At 30.7% G+C, this 17143-nt stretch carries 14 protein-coding genes; 5 read left to right on the top strand and 9 right to left on the bottom strand.

Going from position 1 to position 17143, the window contains the following annotated elements; translation table 11 throughout:
• Positions 1-102: 102 nt before the first annotated feature.
• Positions 103-798 (top strand): hypothetical protein, encoded by a 696-nt coding sequence (locus JBL43_RS01350; protein WP_198839691.1) that lies wholly within the window; start codon positions 103-105, stop codon positions 796-798.
• A 54-nt stretch (positions 799-852) separates the two neighbouring features.
• On the opposite strand, the gene uvrA is transcribed toward JBL43_RS01350, so the two are convergent.
• The gene (gene uvrA, locus JBL43_RS01345; RefSeq protein WP_198839690.1) at positions 853-3630 is read right to left on the bottom strand and encodes an excinuclease ABC subunit UvrA; all 2778 of its coding nucleotides are present in this window, start codon (positions 3628-3630) and stop codon (positions 853-855) included.
• Positions 3631-3893: 263 nt separating this feature from the next.
• Between uvrA and JBL43_RS01340 the strand changes: the two genes are divergently transcribed.
• Entirely contained in the window at positions 3894-4478 is a 585-nt protein-coding gene (locus JBL43_RS01340; RefSeq protein ID WP_117883040.1) for an RNA polymerase sigma factor, read from the top strand.
• 237 nt (positions 4479-4715) lie between these two features.
• Here JBL43_RS01340 and JBL43_RS01335 read toward each other — a convergent pair whose 3' ends face one another.
• On the bottom strand, positions 4716-5366 hold the full coding sequence (locus tag JBL43_RS01335; protein ID WP_198839689.1) for an endonuclease III domain-containing protein: 651 nt from the start codon (positions 5364-5366) through the stop codon (positions 4716-4718).
• A gap of 46 nt (positions 5367-5412) precedes the next feature.
• Here JBL43_RS01335 and bcp point away from each other — a divergent pair, with 46 nt between their 5' ends.
• Together bcp and JBL43_RS01325 are read left to right on the top strand one after the other, a co-directional pair.
• Complete coding sequence (bcp, locus tag JBL43_RS01330; RefSeq protein WP_198839688.1) at positions 5413-5865, top strand: thioredoxin-dependent thiol peroxidase; 453 nt, start codon at positions 5413-5415, stop codon at positions 5863-5865.
• A gap of 194 nt (positions 5866-6059) precedes the next feature.
• Positions 6060-7544 (top strand): sulfatase family protein, encoded by a 1485-nt coding sequence (locus JBL43_RS01325; RefSeq protein ID WP_198839687.1) that lies wholly within the window; start codon positions 6060-6062, stop codon positions 7542-7544.
• 34 nt (positions 7545-7578) lie between these two features.
• On the opposite strand, the gene JBL43_RS01320 is transcribed toward JBL43_RS01325, so the two are convergent.
• Positions 7579-9039, bottom strand: coding sequence for a TonB-dependent receptor (locus tag JBL43_RS01320; RefSeq protein ID WP_198839686.1), 1461 nt, complete (start codon positions 9037-9039; stop codon positions 7579-7581).
• Between the two features lie 85 nt (positions 9040-9124).
• On the opposite strand from JBL43_RS01320, the gene JBL43_RS01315 reads away from it, so the two are divergent.
• Positions 9125-9886 (top strand): MBL fold metallo-hydrolase, encoded by a 762-nt coding sequence (locus JBL43_RS01315; protein ID WP_198839685.1) that lies wholly within the window; start codon positions 9125-9127, stop codon positions 9884-9886.
• 22 nt (positions 9887-9908) lie between these two features.
• Here the strand turns inward: JBL43_RS01315 and JBL43_RS01310 are convergent, their stop codons facing one another.
• The 6 genes from JBL43_RS01310 to JBL43_RS01285 form a co-directional block, all read right to left on the bottom strand.
• On the bottom strand, positions 9909-11543 hold the full coding sequence (locus JBL43_RS01310) for a phytoene desaturase family protein (protein ID WP_317193435.1): 1635 nt from the start codon (positions 11541-11543) through the stop codon (positions 9909-9911).
• A 71-nt stretch (positions 11544-11614) separates the two neighbouring features.
• Positions 11615-12469 carry a metallophosphoesterase family protein gene (locus JBL43_RS01305; RefSeq protein WP_198839684.1) on the bottom strand — a complete coding sequence of 285 codons (855 nt, stop codon included), beginning with the start codon at positions 12467-12469 and terminating at the stop codon, positions 11615-11617.
• A gap of 148 nt (positions 12470-12617) precedes the next feature.
• Positions 12618-13268 carry an alpha/beta hydrolase gene (locus JBL43_RS01300; RefSeq protein WP_198839683.1) on the bottom strand — a complete coding sequence of 217 codons (651 nt, stop codon included), beginning with the start codon at positions 13266-13268 and terminating at the stop codon, positions 12618-12620.
• 149 nt (positions 13269-13417) lie between these two features.
• Positions 13418-13738, bottom strand: a complete 321-nt coding sequence (locus JBL43_RS01295; protein WP_198839682.1) for a magnetosome magnetite crystal formation protein family — start codon at positions 13736-13738, stop codon at positions 13418-13420.
• A gap of 50 nt (positions 13739-13788) precedes the next feature.
• Positions 13789-15045: a dihydroorotase gene (locus JBL43_RS01290; RefSeq protein ID WP_198839681.1), complete on the bottom strand. Its 1257-nt coding sequence runs from the start codon at positions 15043-15045 to the stop codon at positions 13789-13791.
• A gap of 92 nt (positions 15046-15137) precedes the next feature.
• Positions 15138-17081, bottom strand: a complete 1944-nt coding sequence (locus JBL43_RS01285; protein WP_198839680.1) for a BatA domain-containing protein — start codon at positions 17079-17081, stop codon at positions 15138-15140.
• Positions 17082-17143: the final 62 nt, after the last annotated feature.

Below are 17143 nucleotides of genomic sequence, written 5' to 3'. Positions count from 1 at the left end.
TTTGATTTGAACTATAATAAATAAGAGAAAATAATCAGACAAAACTTTAGCATTTTATTAAGATTAATTTCAATAAATTTGTAGACACCCAAAAAAATAAATATGAGAAAATTTTACATTACACTTAGTGCTTTTTTAGCCATAACCTCTTTTTATGCTCAAAGCAATACAGATACTTCATTAGATAAGGCGGTATTAAAACAAGCGTTACGTTACGCAGACTCAGATGTTGCTAAAAAGAGCATGTATGATATTATAGCGAAAGAAGGCGACAATAGTACTTATAAAGACAGTTTAGCTTATTTATATTTTAACGACAGAAAGTATGCTTCTTGCTTTATGGTATGTGCAGATGTATTGAGTAAAGATGGAAGTAAGCAACAAATTTTGGAGATGCAGGCTGTCTCTTTAGAAAATATGGGAGCTTATGATAAAGCGGCTCAAACCTATGCTAAGTTGACTGTAAAGTCAGGCAATAACTACCATGCTTATAAATTAGCGAATTTGTATTTTGCCCTGAAAAAATATGATGAAGCAATGTCAGCTATTAAAAAAGCACAGGAATTAAAAGATACAGGTGAGATAAAGGTAAGTTATGCCGTAAATAAAAATTACCAACAACAGGTAGCATTATTGGCTGCCATATCAAACTTAAGAGGATTGATTGAGTTTGAGCAAGAGAAGTTAGATTTAGCGAAAATTAGTTTCCAAAAAGCAGTTGAAATTCAAGAAGATTTTGTCTTAGCAAAAGAAAATCTTGAAGCTGTAATTGCTGGTAAGCAGGTAAAGAAAGAGTAACAACTTAGTACTTATTGAATTAAATTATAAAAAGTTGAATTAGAATCTTAGATTTTAATTCAACTTTTCTTTTAAATATGATGATGTATACGATTCCTTTACATTAACTAAATCTTCAGGTAACCCTTGAAATAGTAATTGACCACCCGTTTTTCCTCCATCTTTACCTAAGTCAATAATATAATCAGCACATTTTATTAAGTCAATATTATGTTCTATCACCACGATAGAATGTCCTTTTTCAATGAGGGCATTAAACGACGCGAGTAGTTTTTTTATATCATGGAAATGCAATCCAGTGGTGGGTTCATCAAAAATGAATAATACCTTATCTTTTGTAACTCCTTTTACTAAGAAAGAAGCCAGCTTTATACGTTGAGCTTCACCACCTGAAAGGGTAGAAGAGGCCTGACCTAATTGCACATAACCTAACCCTACATCTTGCAACGGTTTTAATTTGGTTACAATCTTTTTTTGTCCATGCTGTTTAAAAAAAGCAGTTGCTTCATCAATTGTCATTTCTAAGACATCAGAAATGGATTTATTTTCAAATTTAACTTCTAGAACTTCTTTTTTAAAGCGTTTACCTTTACAGGTTTCACAAGGTAAATGCACATCAGCCATAAATTGCATACCAATGGTAACTTCGCCTTCTCCTTTACAGGTTTCACATCTACCACCATCTACGTTAAAAGAAAAATGTTTTGCTTTATAACCTCTTATGTTAGATAATTTTTGTTGTGTAAATAAAGCCCGGATATCATCATATACCTTTATGTAGGTAACAGGGTTTGATCTACTTGAACGCCCTATTGGATTTTGATCTATAAATTCTACACTTTTAATAGTAGAAAAATCACCTTCAATATCTGTAAATTGTCCTGGTTTTTCACCATGATTAAATAATTTTTTCTGCAATGCAGGATATAGAATGTTTTTAACCAAGGTACTTTTTCCACTTCCAGAAACTCCCGTAATTATGGTTAACGTATTCAACGGGAACTGAACATCAATATTTTTTAAATTATGTTCTCTTGCTCCAATGATTTTTATATTACCAAGACCTTTTCTTCTTTCTTTAGGAACTTCAATTTTTAATTTTCCCTTTAAGTAATTTGCCGTTAATGTGTCGGCTTTTAAAATTTCTTTATAAGTACCATATGCTACCAATTCACCACCAAAAGTTCCTGCTTCAGGTCCAATATCAATAATATAGTCTGCTGCTTTCATAATATCTTCATCATGCTCAACTACAATTACAGTATTGCCTAAATCACGTAATCCTTTTAATACATTTACTAAGCGTTCTGTATCTTTAGAATGTAGACCAATACTCGGTTCATCTAAAATATACATAGAGCCTACCAAACTACTTCCTAAAGAAGTCGCCAAATTAATACGTTGGCTTTCACCTCCAGAAAGGGAATTAGATGCTCTATTTAAACTTAAGTAATTTAAACCTACATCTGACAAGAAAAGTAATCTATTATTGATTTCTTTTAAGAGTCTTTTGGCAATTTGTTGATCGTGTTCCTCAAGTTTTAGACCTTGAAAAAAATCAAGAACCTCATTAATAGGAAGGTTTACGAGATCAGTTATTGTAGTTCCACTTATTTTAATATTGGCAGTTTCTTGTCTTAATCGTTTACCATCACATGTGGTACATTTTGTTTTGCCACGATATCTCGAAAGCATTACTCGGTATTGAATCTTATAGATTTTTTCTTCAATATGTTTGAAAAATGTGCTTAACCCGTGAAAATACTTGTTTCCATCCCATAGTAATTGAACTTGCTCTTCTGATAATTCAAAATAAGGTTTGTGAATCGGAAAATCAAATTTATAGGCATTATCAACTAAAGCTTCTTTATATTCTAAAAAAGATTCTGTCCGCCACGGTACAATAGCATCATCATATATAGATAATGATGTATTTGGGATTACTAAATCTTTATCTATACCAATTATATTACCGTATCCCTCGCAATCTGGACACGCTCCATATGGATTGTTAAAACTAAATAAATGAGTATTTGGTTCTAAAAAAGAAATTCCGTCAAGTTCAAACTTGTTGTTAAAGATATTTTGCTTGTTATTTGATAAATCTTCAATTACACATTCTCCTTTACCTTCAAAAAACGTGGTTTCAATAGCATCTGCCAATCGGTTGTAAAAGTCTTCATCGTCCTGTACAACAACTCTATCAACTACTAATTGAAATTCTTTTTGTTTTTTAGGTTTAAAGTCATTGATTCTAACAACCTCATTATCTACTTTAATTCTAGAATAACCTTGTTGCTCTAAAATTTGCAGCACCTTTTCTAAGGTCCTATCTTCATCTATATAAATAGGTGCTAATAATAATAATTTGCTACCATTATCATATTTTTTAATATGATCGATTACATCAGCAACGGTATTTTTTTTCACCTCATTACCAGAAATTGGTGAGTATGTTCTTCCTATTCGGGCAAATAAAAGTTTAAAATAATCGTAAATTTCAGTAGAAGTACCTACCGTAGATCGTGGATTTGTGCTATTTACCTTTTGTTCAATCGCAATTGCAGGAGCAATACCCTTAATATATTCAACTTTGGGTTTATTTAATTTGCCTAAAAATTGTCTGGCATATGAAGATAAACTTTCTACATACCTGCGTTGTCCTTCCGCATATAAAGTATCAAATGCTAAACTTGATTTTCCTGACCCAGATAAACCAGTTATAACTACTAATTTATTTCTAGGAATGGCCACATCTATGTCTTTTAAGTTGTGTAATGCAGCTTTTTTTATAATTATTTGTTCTCTTGGATCTAAGTTGTCTATCTTCACGGAAGCCCTTTAAAATATGAAATAGCGACAAAGATAGTGACTTATTTTTGTAAAAAAAATATAGTACGTCATAAAATAATATTAAAAAAAGTTTGTTTTATTAAAAAGAATGTCATTATATTTGCCATGTTGTATCTAACCAATATAGCAAAACAATTAGGAACTAGTTTCCCCCTTAACTAAAAAATAAACGCTTATAGTATAGTTCTACTTTTATAATTAATTAACGAAGTCTCATAGCTTCATTGACAAAAAAGGGAATTATGCAAAAACAAAAGTTGGACGATAGCGTCTTAGTTAAGAACTACATTAATGGTAGTGAAAGATCATTAGAAATATTAGTTGGTCGTCACAAACAAAAAATCTACAGTTTTATTTATTCAAAAGTATTAGATAGAGATATCGCAGAAGATATTTTTCAAGATGCTTTTATTAAAGTAATCAAAACTTTAAAATTAGGTAACTACAACGAAGAAGGTAAATTCTTACCTTGGGTAATGAGAATTTCTCATAACTTAGTTATTGATCATTTTAGAAAAAGTAATAGAATGCCTTCATTTAAAAATACTGAAGAATTTGATATTTTTTCAGTATTAAGTGATTCTTCTTTAAATGCAGAGAAAGAAATTATAAAAAATCAAATACATTTTGACGTAAGAAGGATAATTGAAGAATTACCTGAAGATCAAAAAGAAGTATTAATTATGCGTATTTATAGAGACATGAGTTTTAAAGAAATCTCTGAAAACACGGGTGTTAGTATCAATACAGCATTGGGTAGAATGCGTTATGCCTTGATTAATTTGAGAAAAATTATTGAAAAGAATAAAATAGTTTTAACTAATTAACAATAATGTAAATATTTCTTCGTTATATACTTAACCCTAATAATTAATTTTAGTATATATGAAGAAAATTTACACTGAAGAATTGTTAAATACGCAATTCGCCCCCAAACAAAGTACAATCTCATTTATTTTGAATTACTCAAAATCAATTGAAGTAGTCAAAAATGAGGATGACAAACAAATTTTGTTTAATTTGAATTAAAAAGGAAAGGCTTGTAAGAAATTACAAGCCTTTTTTTATTTATTATAATAGGCATTGAGAACACTTTTTCTGCCTATTTTTTTTGTGATTATATCTTTTTCTAAATCCCATGCTCGGGCAGGAGAATATTCTCTAGCGTAATATATAATTTGAAGATGTAATTTATTCCATATTTCTTTTGGAAATAAGCGTTTAGCATCTTTTTCTGTTTGAACTACATTTTTACCATTACTTAAATTCCATCGATACATTAATCTATGAATATGCGTATCAACGGGAAATGACGGAATATCAAATGCTTGACTCATAACAACAGACGCCGTTTTGTGACCAACAGCAGGTAATTCTTCTAAATCTTCAAAATTCTGCGGAACATTACCATCATGCTTTTCGATTAATATTTTAGATAAACCGAAAATTCCTTTCGATTTCATAGGTGAAAGGCCAACAGGTTTTATTATTTCTCTAATTTCCTCAACACTTAACTTAACCATATCATAAGGATTATCTGCTTTTTTAAATAGGAGAGGAGTTATTGTATTTACCCTAGCATCAGTACTTTGTGCAGATAATAACACTGAAATTAATAATGTATATGGATCTTTATGTGTTAAGGGAATGGGTGGTTTTGGATATAATTTTTCTAATTCTGTTATTACAAAATCTACACTTTCTTTTTTAGTCATTTTTAATTAGCTTTGATAAAACTTATATTCAACAAAAATAACAATAATGACGACATTAAAAATAGGAGAGAAGGCACCTCATTTCGAAGCATTAGATCAAGAAGGCAAAACTCGTAAATTAGAAGATTATAAAGGAAAGAAATTAATCTTGTTTTTTTATCCAAGAGCAAGTACACCTGGATGTACTGCTGAAGTTTGTAATTTACGTGATAATTATGCAACACTTATTGAAAAGGGTTTTGATTTATTAGGTGTAAGTGCAGATACAGCAAAAAAGCAGGAAAATTTTATTAAAAAAAATACCTTACCTTTTCCTTTGTTAGCAGATGTTGAAAAGGAAGTTATAAATGCCTATAAAGTGTGGGGACCTAAAAAGTTTATGGGTAGAGAATTTGATGGTATTTACCGAACTACTTTTGTGATTGATGAAAAAGGAATTATAGAAAATATTATAACGAAAGTTAAGACTAAAGATCACGCGGCTCAGGTTTTAGCATAAAAGAGTATAAAAATGAGTAGAAAAATCAGAATTAACAGAAATAAAAAGCAAATTGTAAAACTTATTATTTTAATATTCTCTATAATAGTAATTCTTCTATTTTTAAATTTTATTTATAATAGTTTTTTTGAAAGTTAAAGAATAGTTTAAAACATTTATAAGGCAAACATTGTAACCGGTAAAACTAAAAAAAAATGAAAAAATATTTATTTTTAAGTCTGCTACTATTAGTTTTTGGTTGTAATAATAAGACTTTAAAGGAGGATGTAACTATTAATAGTAAACCGAATATTGTATTAATTGTAGTGGATGATCAAGGGTATGCAGATTTTGATCCCTTTGAAAATAAAAGTGCAGACATTTCTACACCCAATATGTCCAGAATTGCAAATACGGGTATGATTTTTACGCAGGCCTATACTACAGCTCCAGTTTGTAGTCCTTCAAGAGCAGGATTAATCACAGGAAAAAACCAATTTAGATGGGATAAACATGCAAGTTGGGGGCCTGGCTTACCAGATAGTGTTAAAACTATTGCAGAATATTTGAAAGAGGCAGGTTATGCCACTGCTAGAGTTGGTAAAAATGATTTAGGTCAAAAATTTCATAGAAATGATGTGCGTGAATATCCTTTACATCATGGTTATGATGAATTTTTAGGTTTTTCAGCTCATGCCCATGATTATTGGCTGAATTCACAAAAAATTAAAGATAGAACTCCTGATCCATATGGTACTAGTGCTCTTCTAGGACCACTAATGCATAATATGGGAGAGAAAAGTTATGATGATGGGTATTTAACCGACATTTTTACGGATGAAGCTATTGATTTTATAAAACGTAAAAAAGACAGTCCTTTTTTCTTAACATTAGCATATAATTCTGTACACCATTTAATACATCAAGTGCCACAAAAATATTTAGATAAATTTGATGTAAAACCAATTGCAAATTATGATCCTGATAGTTTGGTTGCCTTTGATAAACGAGAAACAGGTTCTTATGCTGCATACTATGATAAATATTCGCGTTTAGGAGCTATTCAAGATGAAGATCTGAGAAAATATTATTTAGCCAATCTAAATTGTTTAGATGATAATATTGGTCGCGTATTAGATGTGTTAACGTCTGAAAATTTAGATGATAATACCATAATAATTTATGTTTCAGATAATGGAGGTACTCCATTAAATGGGGCAAATAATGCACCACTTACAGCGGGTAAGTATTCTATTTGGGAAGGTGGTATTAGAGTGCCAATGGCAATTCGATGGCCAGGTAAAATAGCAGGAGGTAGGGTAGAAAATAATTATGTGTCTGCCTTAGATATAATGCCGACATTATTAGAAGCAAGTGGAGTACAATTGGATGATAAAACTATTGATGGTATTAGTCTTTTAAAGCCAGAAAAAGAACGTTTGTTAGTTTGGAAATGGCAAAAGACATGGGCAGTAAGAAAAGGAGATTGGAAACTGACAAATACAAATGAGAATAGTTGGAAAGGTAGACCATCAAATTTATATATAAAACCCATAGTCAATGATCTTACATTAAAATTATTTGATTTAAATAAAGATCCTGGTGAGAGAGTTAATCTTGCTGATAAATATCCTAAAAAAGTAGTTGCATTAGAAACCGCATATACGAATTGGATGAATCAAAATTTAGGGAAATACTAAAAAAATAAAGCCTCGAATTTCGAGGCTTTATTTTTTACTTATTTATTTTTTTTGCAAATTTTCTAGTAGAATACCCAAAAAGACGATGATCTTTTATAAGTTCAGCCACACGATGTGGAATCATTTCTTCCCAGCCTTCTTCACCATCGGCAATCATTTGCAATACATTTCTAGAGAAAATATCCAGTATTTCAGGGTTAAAGTTTTCTATATCTAACATTTTACCATTGTACTTAAAGAATTTATACAATTCTTTCATACGCGGGTGTACCTTTAAAGTATCGCTAGTTATAAATTCGCCAGTTTCTTGGTCTTTCAATGGATATAAATATACTTTTAAATCTTTAAAAAATAATTTTCCAAAAGCTTCCAAAATACCACCACTCAAGTGACGGTAATACTTCTCATCAAAAATCTGAACTAAGTTGTAAACCCCCATTGCTAAGGCCATTCTTGCTTTCGTAAATTGAGCAAAATATTCAACAAGTTTATAATATTCTTGAAAATTAGTGATCATTACATTTTGTCCTAAAGAACACAGTAATTCAGCCCTGTCTAAAAAGTCACGTTCATTAATTTCACCTTCAGCTCTTAAATTAGCTAGCGTAATTTCAAATATAATTTTAGCATTATCTTCAGAAACCGTTTTCTCGTTTAAAAACATTTTTTGAGCGTTTTCAAACATGTCCATATTCACTTTGGTAACTGGTCTAAAACTACCACGTAATGCTAAAATATTCTTTTTATATAAAACTTGAGCAGGTAATAAATTGTTTCCATCTGGTCCAAACATAACGGCATCTGTCATTCCGTTTTTCACTAACTGTAAGCTCATCAGTCGATTATCTACATACATAAAACGAGGTCCAGAAAAATTAATCATGTCTATTTCAATTTGGTCTTTGTCCAAATTGTCGTAGAAAGATTTTAATAATTCTTTCGGTCTATCATTCATGTAAAAAGCACCAAAAATAAGATTTACACCTAATACACCTAATGTTTCTTGCTGTAAACGGGCATCATTTTGCTTAAACCGAATATGTAAAACAATTTCGTTATAATCCTCAAGCGGATCTAACTGAAATTTAATACCAACCCATCCATGTCCTTTAAACTTTTTAGCAAAATCTATTGTGGCAACAGTATTGGCATAAGAAAAGAATAGTTTTTCAGGATGTTTAGATCTACTTAAGCGATCTTCCATTAACTCAATTTCATGAGTCAACATTTTTTTTAAACGAGGCTGAGTAACATATCTATTGTCTTGTTCAATGCCATAAATAGCATCAGAAAAATCTTTGTCATAAGCTGACATTGCTTTGGCAATAGTTCCAGAAGCACCACCGGCTCTAAAAAAATTACGCACAGTTTCTTGACCCGCACCTATTTCGGCGAAGGTTCCATAAATATTGTCGTTAAGATTAATTTTTAACGACTTTCTTTTTATGGAAGGGATATTCGCAATTTCCTTATCACCTTTTAAAGTAACTGACATTTCTGGCTATTTTTGTTTTACAAATGTAAGAACTATACCTTAAATTTGTTAAAAATTAAACGTTATTTTTGTAAAAAGATTTGATATGAACATTACTTTTTTGGGTACAGGAACATCACAAGGCATACCAATTATAGGGAGTAATCATCCTGTTTGTTTATCAGATGATGCCAAGGATAAAAGGTTGCGTAGCTCTATAATGATTGAATGGGGTAACTTTAGATACATCATTGATTGCGGTCCTGATTTTAGACAACAAATGTTGAGAGAAAATGTTGATGCTATAAATGGTATATTATTTACCCATGAACATGCTGATCATACTGCTGGTTTAGATGATATCAGACCATTTTCACATAAAATGGGTAACGTGCCTTTATATGTTCCAGAAAGAATTATTGGTAATTTAGAACAACGTTTTTATTATATCTTCACAAAAGTAAATAGATATCCTGGAGCTCCAAGTGCAGGGATTCAAGTTGTAGAAAATGAGGCATTTACACTAGGAGGTAAGGAAGTGCTACCTGTTGAAGTAATCCACGGAAAATTACCCATTTTTGGTTATAGATTTGATGATTTTGCTTATTTAACTGATTTAAAAACAATTGAGGATAAAGAAAAAGATAAACTTAAAAATTTAGACACACTCGTAGTGAACACCTTAAGAAAAGAGCCACATCCAACCCATTTAAATTTAGAAGATGCACTTCGATTTATTGATGAATTACAACCTAGAAGAGCCTATTTGACACATATCAGTCACAATTTAGGTTTTCATAAAGAAGTTCAGGAAGAGTTACCAGAAAATGTATTTTTAGCTTACGATGGTTTAAAAATTAGCGTGTAAAAAAATCATTCTAGATTGTATCTTATTTTGATTTAAGTCTTGCTTTTTTTACTTCAATTTTCTTTAGCATCCAATCTGGGTAGTTACTATCATCTTCTGCTTCATAGATTCTAATCTTTTGACTTTCATCTGGTTTTAATAAATCTTCCTGTTTGCATCCTAATATTTTTGCAGCGGTTTCAACGCCTGAATAACTAGCCCCTGCAACGCCATGAGACAAAACACTTGAACCGCATAAATAAAGATTTTCAATTTCGGTTTCCGGTTTATAAGCAAAAGGGCCAATTTGTTTAAAACTCTTTTCGGTACCATAAACACTACCGTTAGTAGTATTTACATAAAATTGGTTTGTTAATGGTGTACCCAACTCTTTATGTAAAACATTTTCTGAAATACCAGGAACAACTTTTTCTAGACTGTTTATTATTTTATCTATTATTTTGTCCTTAAAAGCTAAGTATTCAGAGGACCTTTCATTTTCTTTTTCATTCTTAAATTTATCAAAAGCTTTATGATTAATATATGTTATTGCTTCTATAGTATGGTAACGACCATCAAAGCTGGCAGGGTCTTTTAGGGTTGTACAACTTATAAAAAGACCGGAAAATTCATCTCCTTCTAAAATATTAATTTTTTGCATATCGTCATGCAAATCATCCATATCTTTATTTGGCAATAGCCATATATTTCCTGAATCTAAACCCGCTTTTTTTACATCCATATCCACTGTTAAAAATAACATTAAAGACGTGCACGAATATTTAGTCTTGGTTAAGCGTTTTAATAGTTTGGCACTTATATTTTCTTTACCAACTAAATTTAAAAAAGTAATTCCAGGATCAGCATTTGAAATTATTCTATCCGCAAATAGCTGTTCTCCATTTTCAAGTTCAACACCTATTGCTTTTTTCTTATGGTTGTTTTCGAGTAAAATGGACTTAACACCTTGTTGCGTTTGTACCTCGCTACCGTGTTTTTTAATGCTATTCGTCATAGCTTTTACAATCGCTCCACCGCCGCCCATTGGGTAATAACTCCCGCTAAAATAATGCCCCATAACGGCACAATGTAAGGGGAACGGAGCTTTTGATGGTGGTAAACCATGATCGCCATATTGAATATATAGTATTTTTTGTAATAAGGGGTTTTTAATATGCCAATTCATAACTCTTTTTAAGCTGAAAAGAGCATATTTACCCATATGTCTCGTTCTATAAGGCACTGTTAAATGTTGCCAAAAGCCTTTTAATTTAGGAATGAGTTGCAACTCAGTAGTTACATTTTTAACAAGGGTTAAATATTTCTTTATCTGTTTTTCCTCCTTTGGAAAACGATGAGAAAGAGAAGTAGCAAAATCATTAATATTTGCAGGATAATCAAAACGTTCATCACCAATCCAACAATGTTCAAAACCATTAGGGTTCATTCTATAAAAAACCAAATCATTTGCAATTCCTAAACCTTTGTAAAGCTCATTAGTAGATTCTCCTTCTCCCAATAAACCTACATAATGAACACCCGGTGTAAAACGGTATCCGTTAAGGTAAAAACTGTGACACCAACCGCCTGGCACATCATGTTTTTCTAGTACTAAAACTTTTTGTCCTGTTTTGGATAAACAAATAGCAGCAGAAAGTCCGCCTACACCAGAGCCAATAATGATGGTATCGAATTTTGAATTTTTAAGATTTTCCAGTTTGTTATTTTAATTGATGAATATGTAGTTTACTAATCTAAAAAATTATTGTCAAATGAAAAAGGATTTTCGTTCGACGTATCAATAGAAACCTTTAAAGCGTCTGCACCTCCCATAATTTGTACGCGAGTAATATTTTTTTCCTCATAAGGATTGTCTTTAATCCAAAAATGGCCATCTCCATTAACGAGCAATATAGGTTTGGAAAAGTCTTTGGCTGCAGTTCTAAATAAATCAGTAAAGGGTTTAAATTTTTCAGCTCCAGCTTCGATCATATTTGCATGAGAAAAAATTACAACCGCTTCAATATTATTTTTATTAGCCTCCATTAATTGTTGTACCCAACTACCATTTTCGGTTAAGCGTGTTTGCCACTCGTCAGCGTCATGCACAGAGCTTCCAACTATATTTAAACCTATAAATAAAACGTCGTTCTGAATCCAGCTAAAGTTTTCTTGCCTGTTGGGCTGGTTCGTTACAGTGTGTTTAAAATTCCAGTATTTATTGAACTGCAAAAAATAAGTGTTCCAAAAATCTAAAGCTTCATCGGGATTATCACAATCGTTATACTCATTATCACCTAAAACGATAAATGTAGGTGCTTTAATTTTTTTAAGAATAGTACTAACGTCTTTATATACATCTTCCTCACAAGGAACGCTTCCTTTTTTTATATCACCAACATGAACAACAAATTCAGAGGCTTCTTGTGCATTGTGTTTTTCAATTAAATTGACTAGACCTTCTAATTGAGTATCACCATAAGGCACATCTCCAATTACCGTAAAAGCTATTGGTTTTACATCCTTATTTTCAATTTTATCCTCAGATTTTTCGCAGGATGATAGAAATAAATAAATGATTATTAAAAAGATTAAATTTTTCATTTTATTTCTTTTAAGCTGTTTACGAAGTTAATCATTTTATCCTTACCGCTATTATTACTGCTAATGTTCCTATTAATAAGTGAAATATGGAAAAATAAATGAAGTATTAAGGTTCCTTTTATTTAGATTGGCTAGGGAAGGTTAATTGCTAAATTCTGGCTTCGATCCATTGCTTTAAACTATAAAAATTTTGAGGGGCTACACCATGTCCAACCTGATATTCTTCATAGCTATTTTTTATACCTAAATTATCTAAAAAGGGTTTTGTTTTTCTAGCCCAGTCAACAGGAATAACTTGGTCTACAGTACCATGAGAACTATAGATTTCTAAATTTTTGAAGTTCTCTGAATCTAAATTTTCAGGAAGTAATTCATTATTAATATAACCACTCAGCCCAACTACATATTGTACTTTTTCAGGATGACTCAATGCTACGGCATAACTTAAAATAGTACCTTGACTGAAGCCTAATAAAAATACTTTTTTAGCATTAACATCAAAATGGGCTATTACTTCATCAATAAAACTACTGATTATCTCTTTAGATTTTAAGGCCTCATCGGTATCTGAAAATTTACCATCAGTATTGTCAAAGTGTATTGTATACCAAGCGTAACCACCTTGGCCCATACTTAAAGGAGCTCTTGCACTTATAATTAATAAATCATCTGGTAATTCGTCAGCGAATGAAAATAAATCTTGTTCATTACTGCCGTAGCCATGAAGTAGTATTAACAGTGGTGGATTTTTAATATCACTTTTGGGTTTTCTTACTAAGTATTCTAAAGATAAATTCATTGTTTTGATTTGTAAAGATTAATGGCTTTAATGGGATTAAAAGTAATTTGCTAAGGTAAGATTAACTGATTAAAATATCATGATTTTAATATAGTTTAAAACAAAAAAACCACGCCATTGGCGTGGTTCAAATATAAAATTTATATTATTTATTTATCTCCTATTGTTCCAATAACTGGTAATGGTTCTGTTTTACCATTATTAGCATTCATAACACCTAATACAATAAATATTAGCGGAATATATTGAAGATAAGACAGTGACCAAATATGAGTAGTTCGTATTAATATATTCACCACAATATAGATTACAAAAGTTAATATAAATAATTTAACACCTTGTCTTATATGATAAGCTGCAAAAGCATTGTTTTTGTCTTTATTCATAAACCAGGCAATTAAAGTGCCTAAGCCAAAAATATAGGCAATTATACCCATTGTTTTTCCTTCGTCGATTGTGTTTTGATCCATAATTTTTTTTTAAATTTAGTTTTAATTAATTGGTTGCAAATATATTAATATTAATTGATTACAAATTTGTTATTGGCAAAAATACCATATACTTTTCCTTTCAATTGCTTACCTATAAACGCTGAGTTTTTAGAGGTAGAAAATATGTTTTCTTTACTAAATTTATACTCCGCATCCGGATTGAATAACGTGATATTTGCCATTTCTCCTTTTGCAATTGTTGGATTTTCAATGTTAAAACGCATTCTTGGTGAATTTGTTATACAATCGATCGCTTTTTCTAAAGGAAGTACTTTATTTATAGCCCCAAAAAAGCTTTCCATACCAATAGTACCATTCTTTGCGTTTTCAAATTCTACTTTCTTATTTTCTATGTCAATCGGGTTATGATCAGAAGTTATCATATCAATTGTACCATTTGCAATTCCCTTTTTTAAGGCATTCACGTCCTTATTTTCTCTTAACGGTGGTTTAACTTTATAAATGGTATCAAATTCATGTAATTCACTATCCGTTAGAAATAAGTGATGAGCACTTACGCTACAGGTTATGTTTAATCCCTTTTTCTTGGCTTCCGCAATTAATTTTACCGACTTCTCCGTAGAAATAGTGGGTATATGTAATTTACCACCTGTGTATTCAAGTAAAAACAAGTCTCTAGCAATTTGCAATTCTTCCGCAAGTGTAGGTATTCCTTTTAATCCTAATTTAGTAGACATAGCACCTTCATTGGCAACACCATTATTACTTAATGAATTATTTTGTGGAAAACTCATTACCAATCCGTCAAAGTTTTGAGCATAGAGTAGGGCTATTTTCATCAAATTGGCATTACTAATTGATTTGTTGTAATCGCTAAATGCAATGGCACCAGAATTAGACATATCGAATAATTCAGCAATTTCTTGACCGTTTGCCTGTTGTGTTAAGTTAGCAATAGGATATAGATTTACAATATTTCCCTTCGCTTTGTTAATTAAAAACTCAACCGCAGATTTGTTATCAATTACAGGATACGTGTTAGGGTTCACAGCAACTGCGGTAAATCCACTTTTTGCGGCTACGCTTAACCCGTTTGCTAGATTTTCACGTTCTTCAAAACCAGGTTCACCAAAAGAAACACTGGTATCAAACCAACCCGCTGAAATATGAAGATTTTCTAGTTCAATTTCTTTTATATTATTGGTGTTTTTAATGGTAGAAGAAATTTCAGTAATCTTACCGTTTTCAATTAAAACATCTTGTGTTTTGAGATGAAAAGGACTTTGACGGTCAATGATTTTTGCAGATTTTATGAGTAGATTCATGCGTTCTAAATAAGTTTATGCGTTTTCTGTTTAAACTTTTATTTATTGAGAGATTGAGCTTATAAGCCAATCCATTCAATGAGATTTTATGGTTATAGAAATTTAAGTAATACTATTTCAATGATTAAAAATAAAATTGCCGCTATTAAAAACCATTGCCAATAGCTTGTTACTTTGGTTGCTTCAGATAAATTTACAAATGCTTCTTTTACATTTGAAGTGTAATTTATATTTGCTGCATCACCAAAAGTATCTTCAACGTTTATATAGTTTAAATTACCCTCTTGTCTATTATAATTATATGCAATTTGCTTAATGGTTGTATTGTTATGTGTAATGTTTGCAAAACCACTTTGTGTAGGGTTTGTTTCTGTTGTAATGGTAACTTTATCAGAATTAAATTGTTGTAATGGAATATAGTCTTCTTTCTCATTGGCAACATGTAAAACTTCATCTTTAGACAGTTGTATTGGGATTTCAAACGTATTTAAATTTCCAATGGTGTAATATAACTGTGAAGAATTATGACTGTACAATCCAAAATTATAAAAAATGGGAACAATTAATGGAGAGTTTTTGAAATTGGAATTCTGACTTGAAATTGGAGCAGCAAGCCAATAAATTTTACCTTTATTCGTGACTGTTTGGGATATAAAAGAGTTGCCATCTTCAAAATCTACAATAGAAGACGCTCTTGTGAAATTACTTCTATAGTGACTTTTAATATTGGGATATTGGAAATTTTTAATTTGTTTTTCAAATACACCCTTTAATAACGGATGGGCAAAATTTATTGTAGTCACAGATATTTCAGAATTAACCTGACCTAATACCTTGCCTATCTTTAAGTTTGCTAAAGCTGTGTTATAAGAATTTAAATTTATATTTAAAGAAGGAATAATAACCAAGCTACCTCCATTGTTAACGAAGGTTTTTAGGGTTGGGTTTAACGCAGTAGGGATGTTTTCTAACTCGTTAAGTAGTATTAAATTTTGTTGATTTAAAGTATTATAATCAAGATTATTTAGTGTTGTGGAAGTGAAATTAAACTCGTCATTAGTGTAAATTTTAGATAAAAAATTAGTAGCACTACCAATAGCAGTTACGTTAATTTTTTCAGGCCTATCAATGTTAAAATATAAATCATTATCGAAAGTTAGGTTTTCATCTTCAAGTTGTAGTTTACCCTTAAATTTTCCTGAATTAGGTATATTAAAGTTGATTTTACCAGTCTCATCTTCAGTAAGGTTAACGGTTGATTTACCTGCTAACAAATCGTTATTATACAGGCTAACCGAAATATTTTCTTTTGAGCTTCCGTAATTCTTTACAAGAGTTGTTAGTTGTATAGATTCATTATTTTGATTTGAGATATAGACGCTATCAACACTTAGGTTTGAGACTTCTTGGGGCGAAATTTGAGTAATATAATACGAGTTTAAACTATCTGTTTCTAATTTATTCTCAGTCGTATAGTGCTGAAAATCAGAAATTAAAAATACATTATGTAAAGCTTTAGATTTTTTAATATTGTTTTTAATTTTAAATAAAATGGCAGACAAATCTGTTTTGATAGGGTAGTATTCAATTTCTAATAACGTATTTTTTAGTTCTTTAGCAGATAAATTTTCATATACATTGTTATTGGTATAAAGATTAACAGGTTCTAATTGTTGCGTATTCTCAATAATATCTTGTACAGCTCTTTTTAATAATTGACCTTCACTTCCTTTTGCTTGCATGGAGAAGGAATTGTCTAAATATATAGAAGTATGTGTTGGGTTATTGGTTTTAGAAGCAGCAATAAAAGGTTGAGCAAAAGCGAGAATAATGGCTGTAAATAATAATAACCTAGTAAAAAGGATTAGAAATTTTTTAAGCTGAGAGCTTTTCCGCGTTTGTAATTCAACTTCTTTTAAGAATTTGACATTGGTAAAGGCTACTTTTTGAAAACGGCGTAACTGGAATAAGTGAATTAATATAGGGATAATAAGCAAAAATAAGGCGTAAAGTAACTCGGGATGCTTAAATTGCATTGTTCAAAATGATTTGTCAAAAATAGTAAAATATTAGATATTGACTATTCTTATTACATATT

Source organism: Aureibaculum flavum (assembly GCF_016406085.1).
Lineage (GTDB): Bacteria > Bacteroidota > Bacteroidia > Flavobacteriales > Flavobacteriaceae > Aureibaculum > Aureibaculum flavum.
Note: the sequence above shows the minus strand (reverse complement) of the source record. Positions and strands in the feature narration are given on the sequence as shown.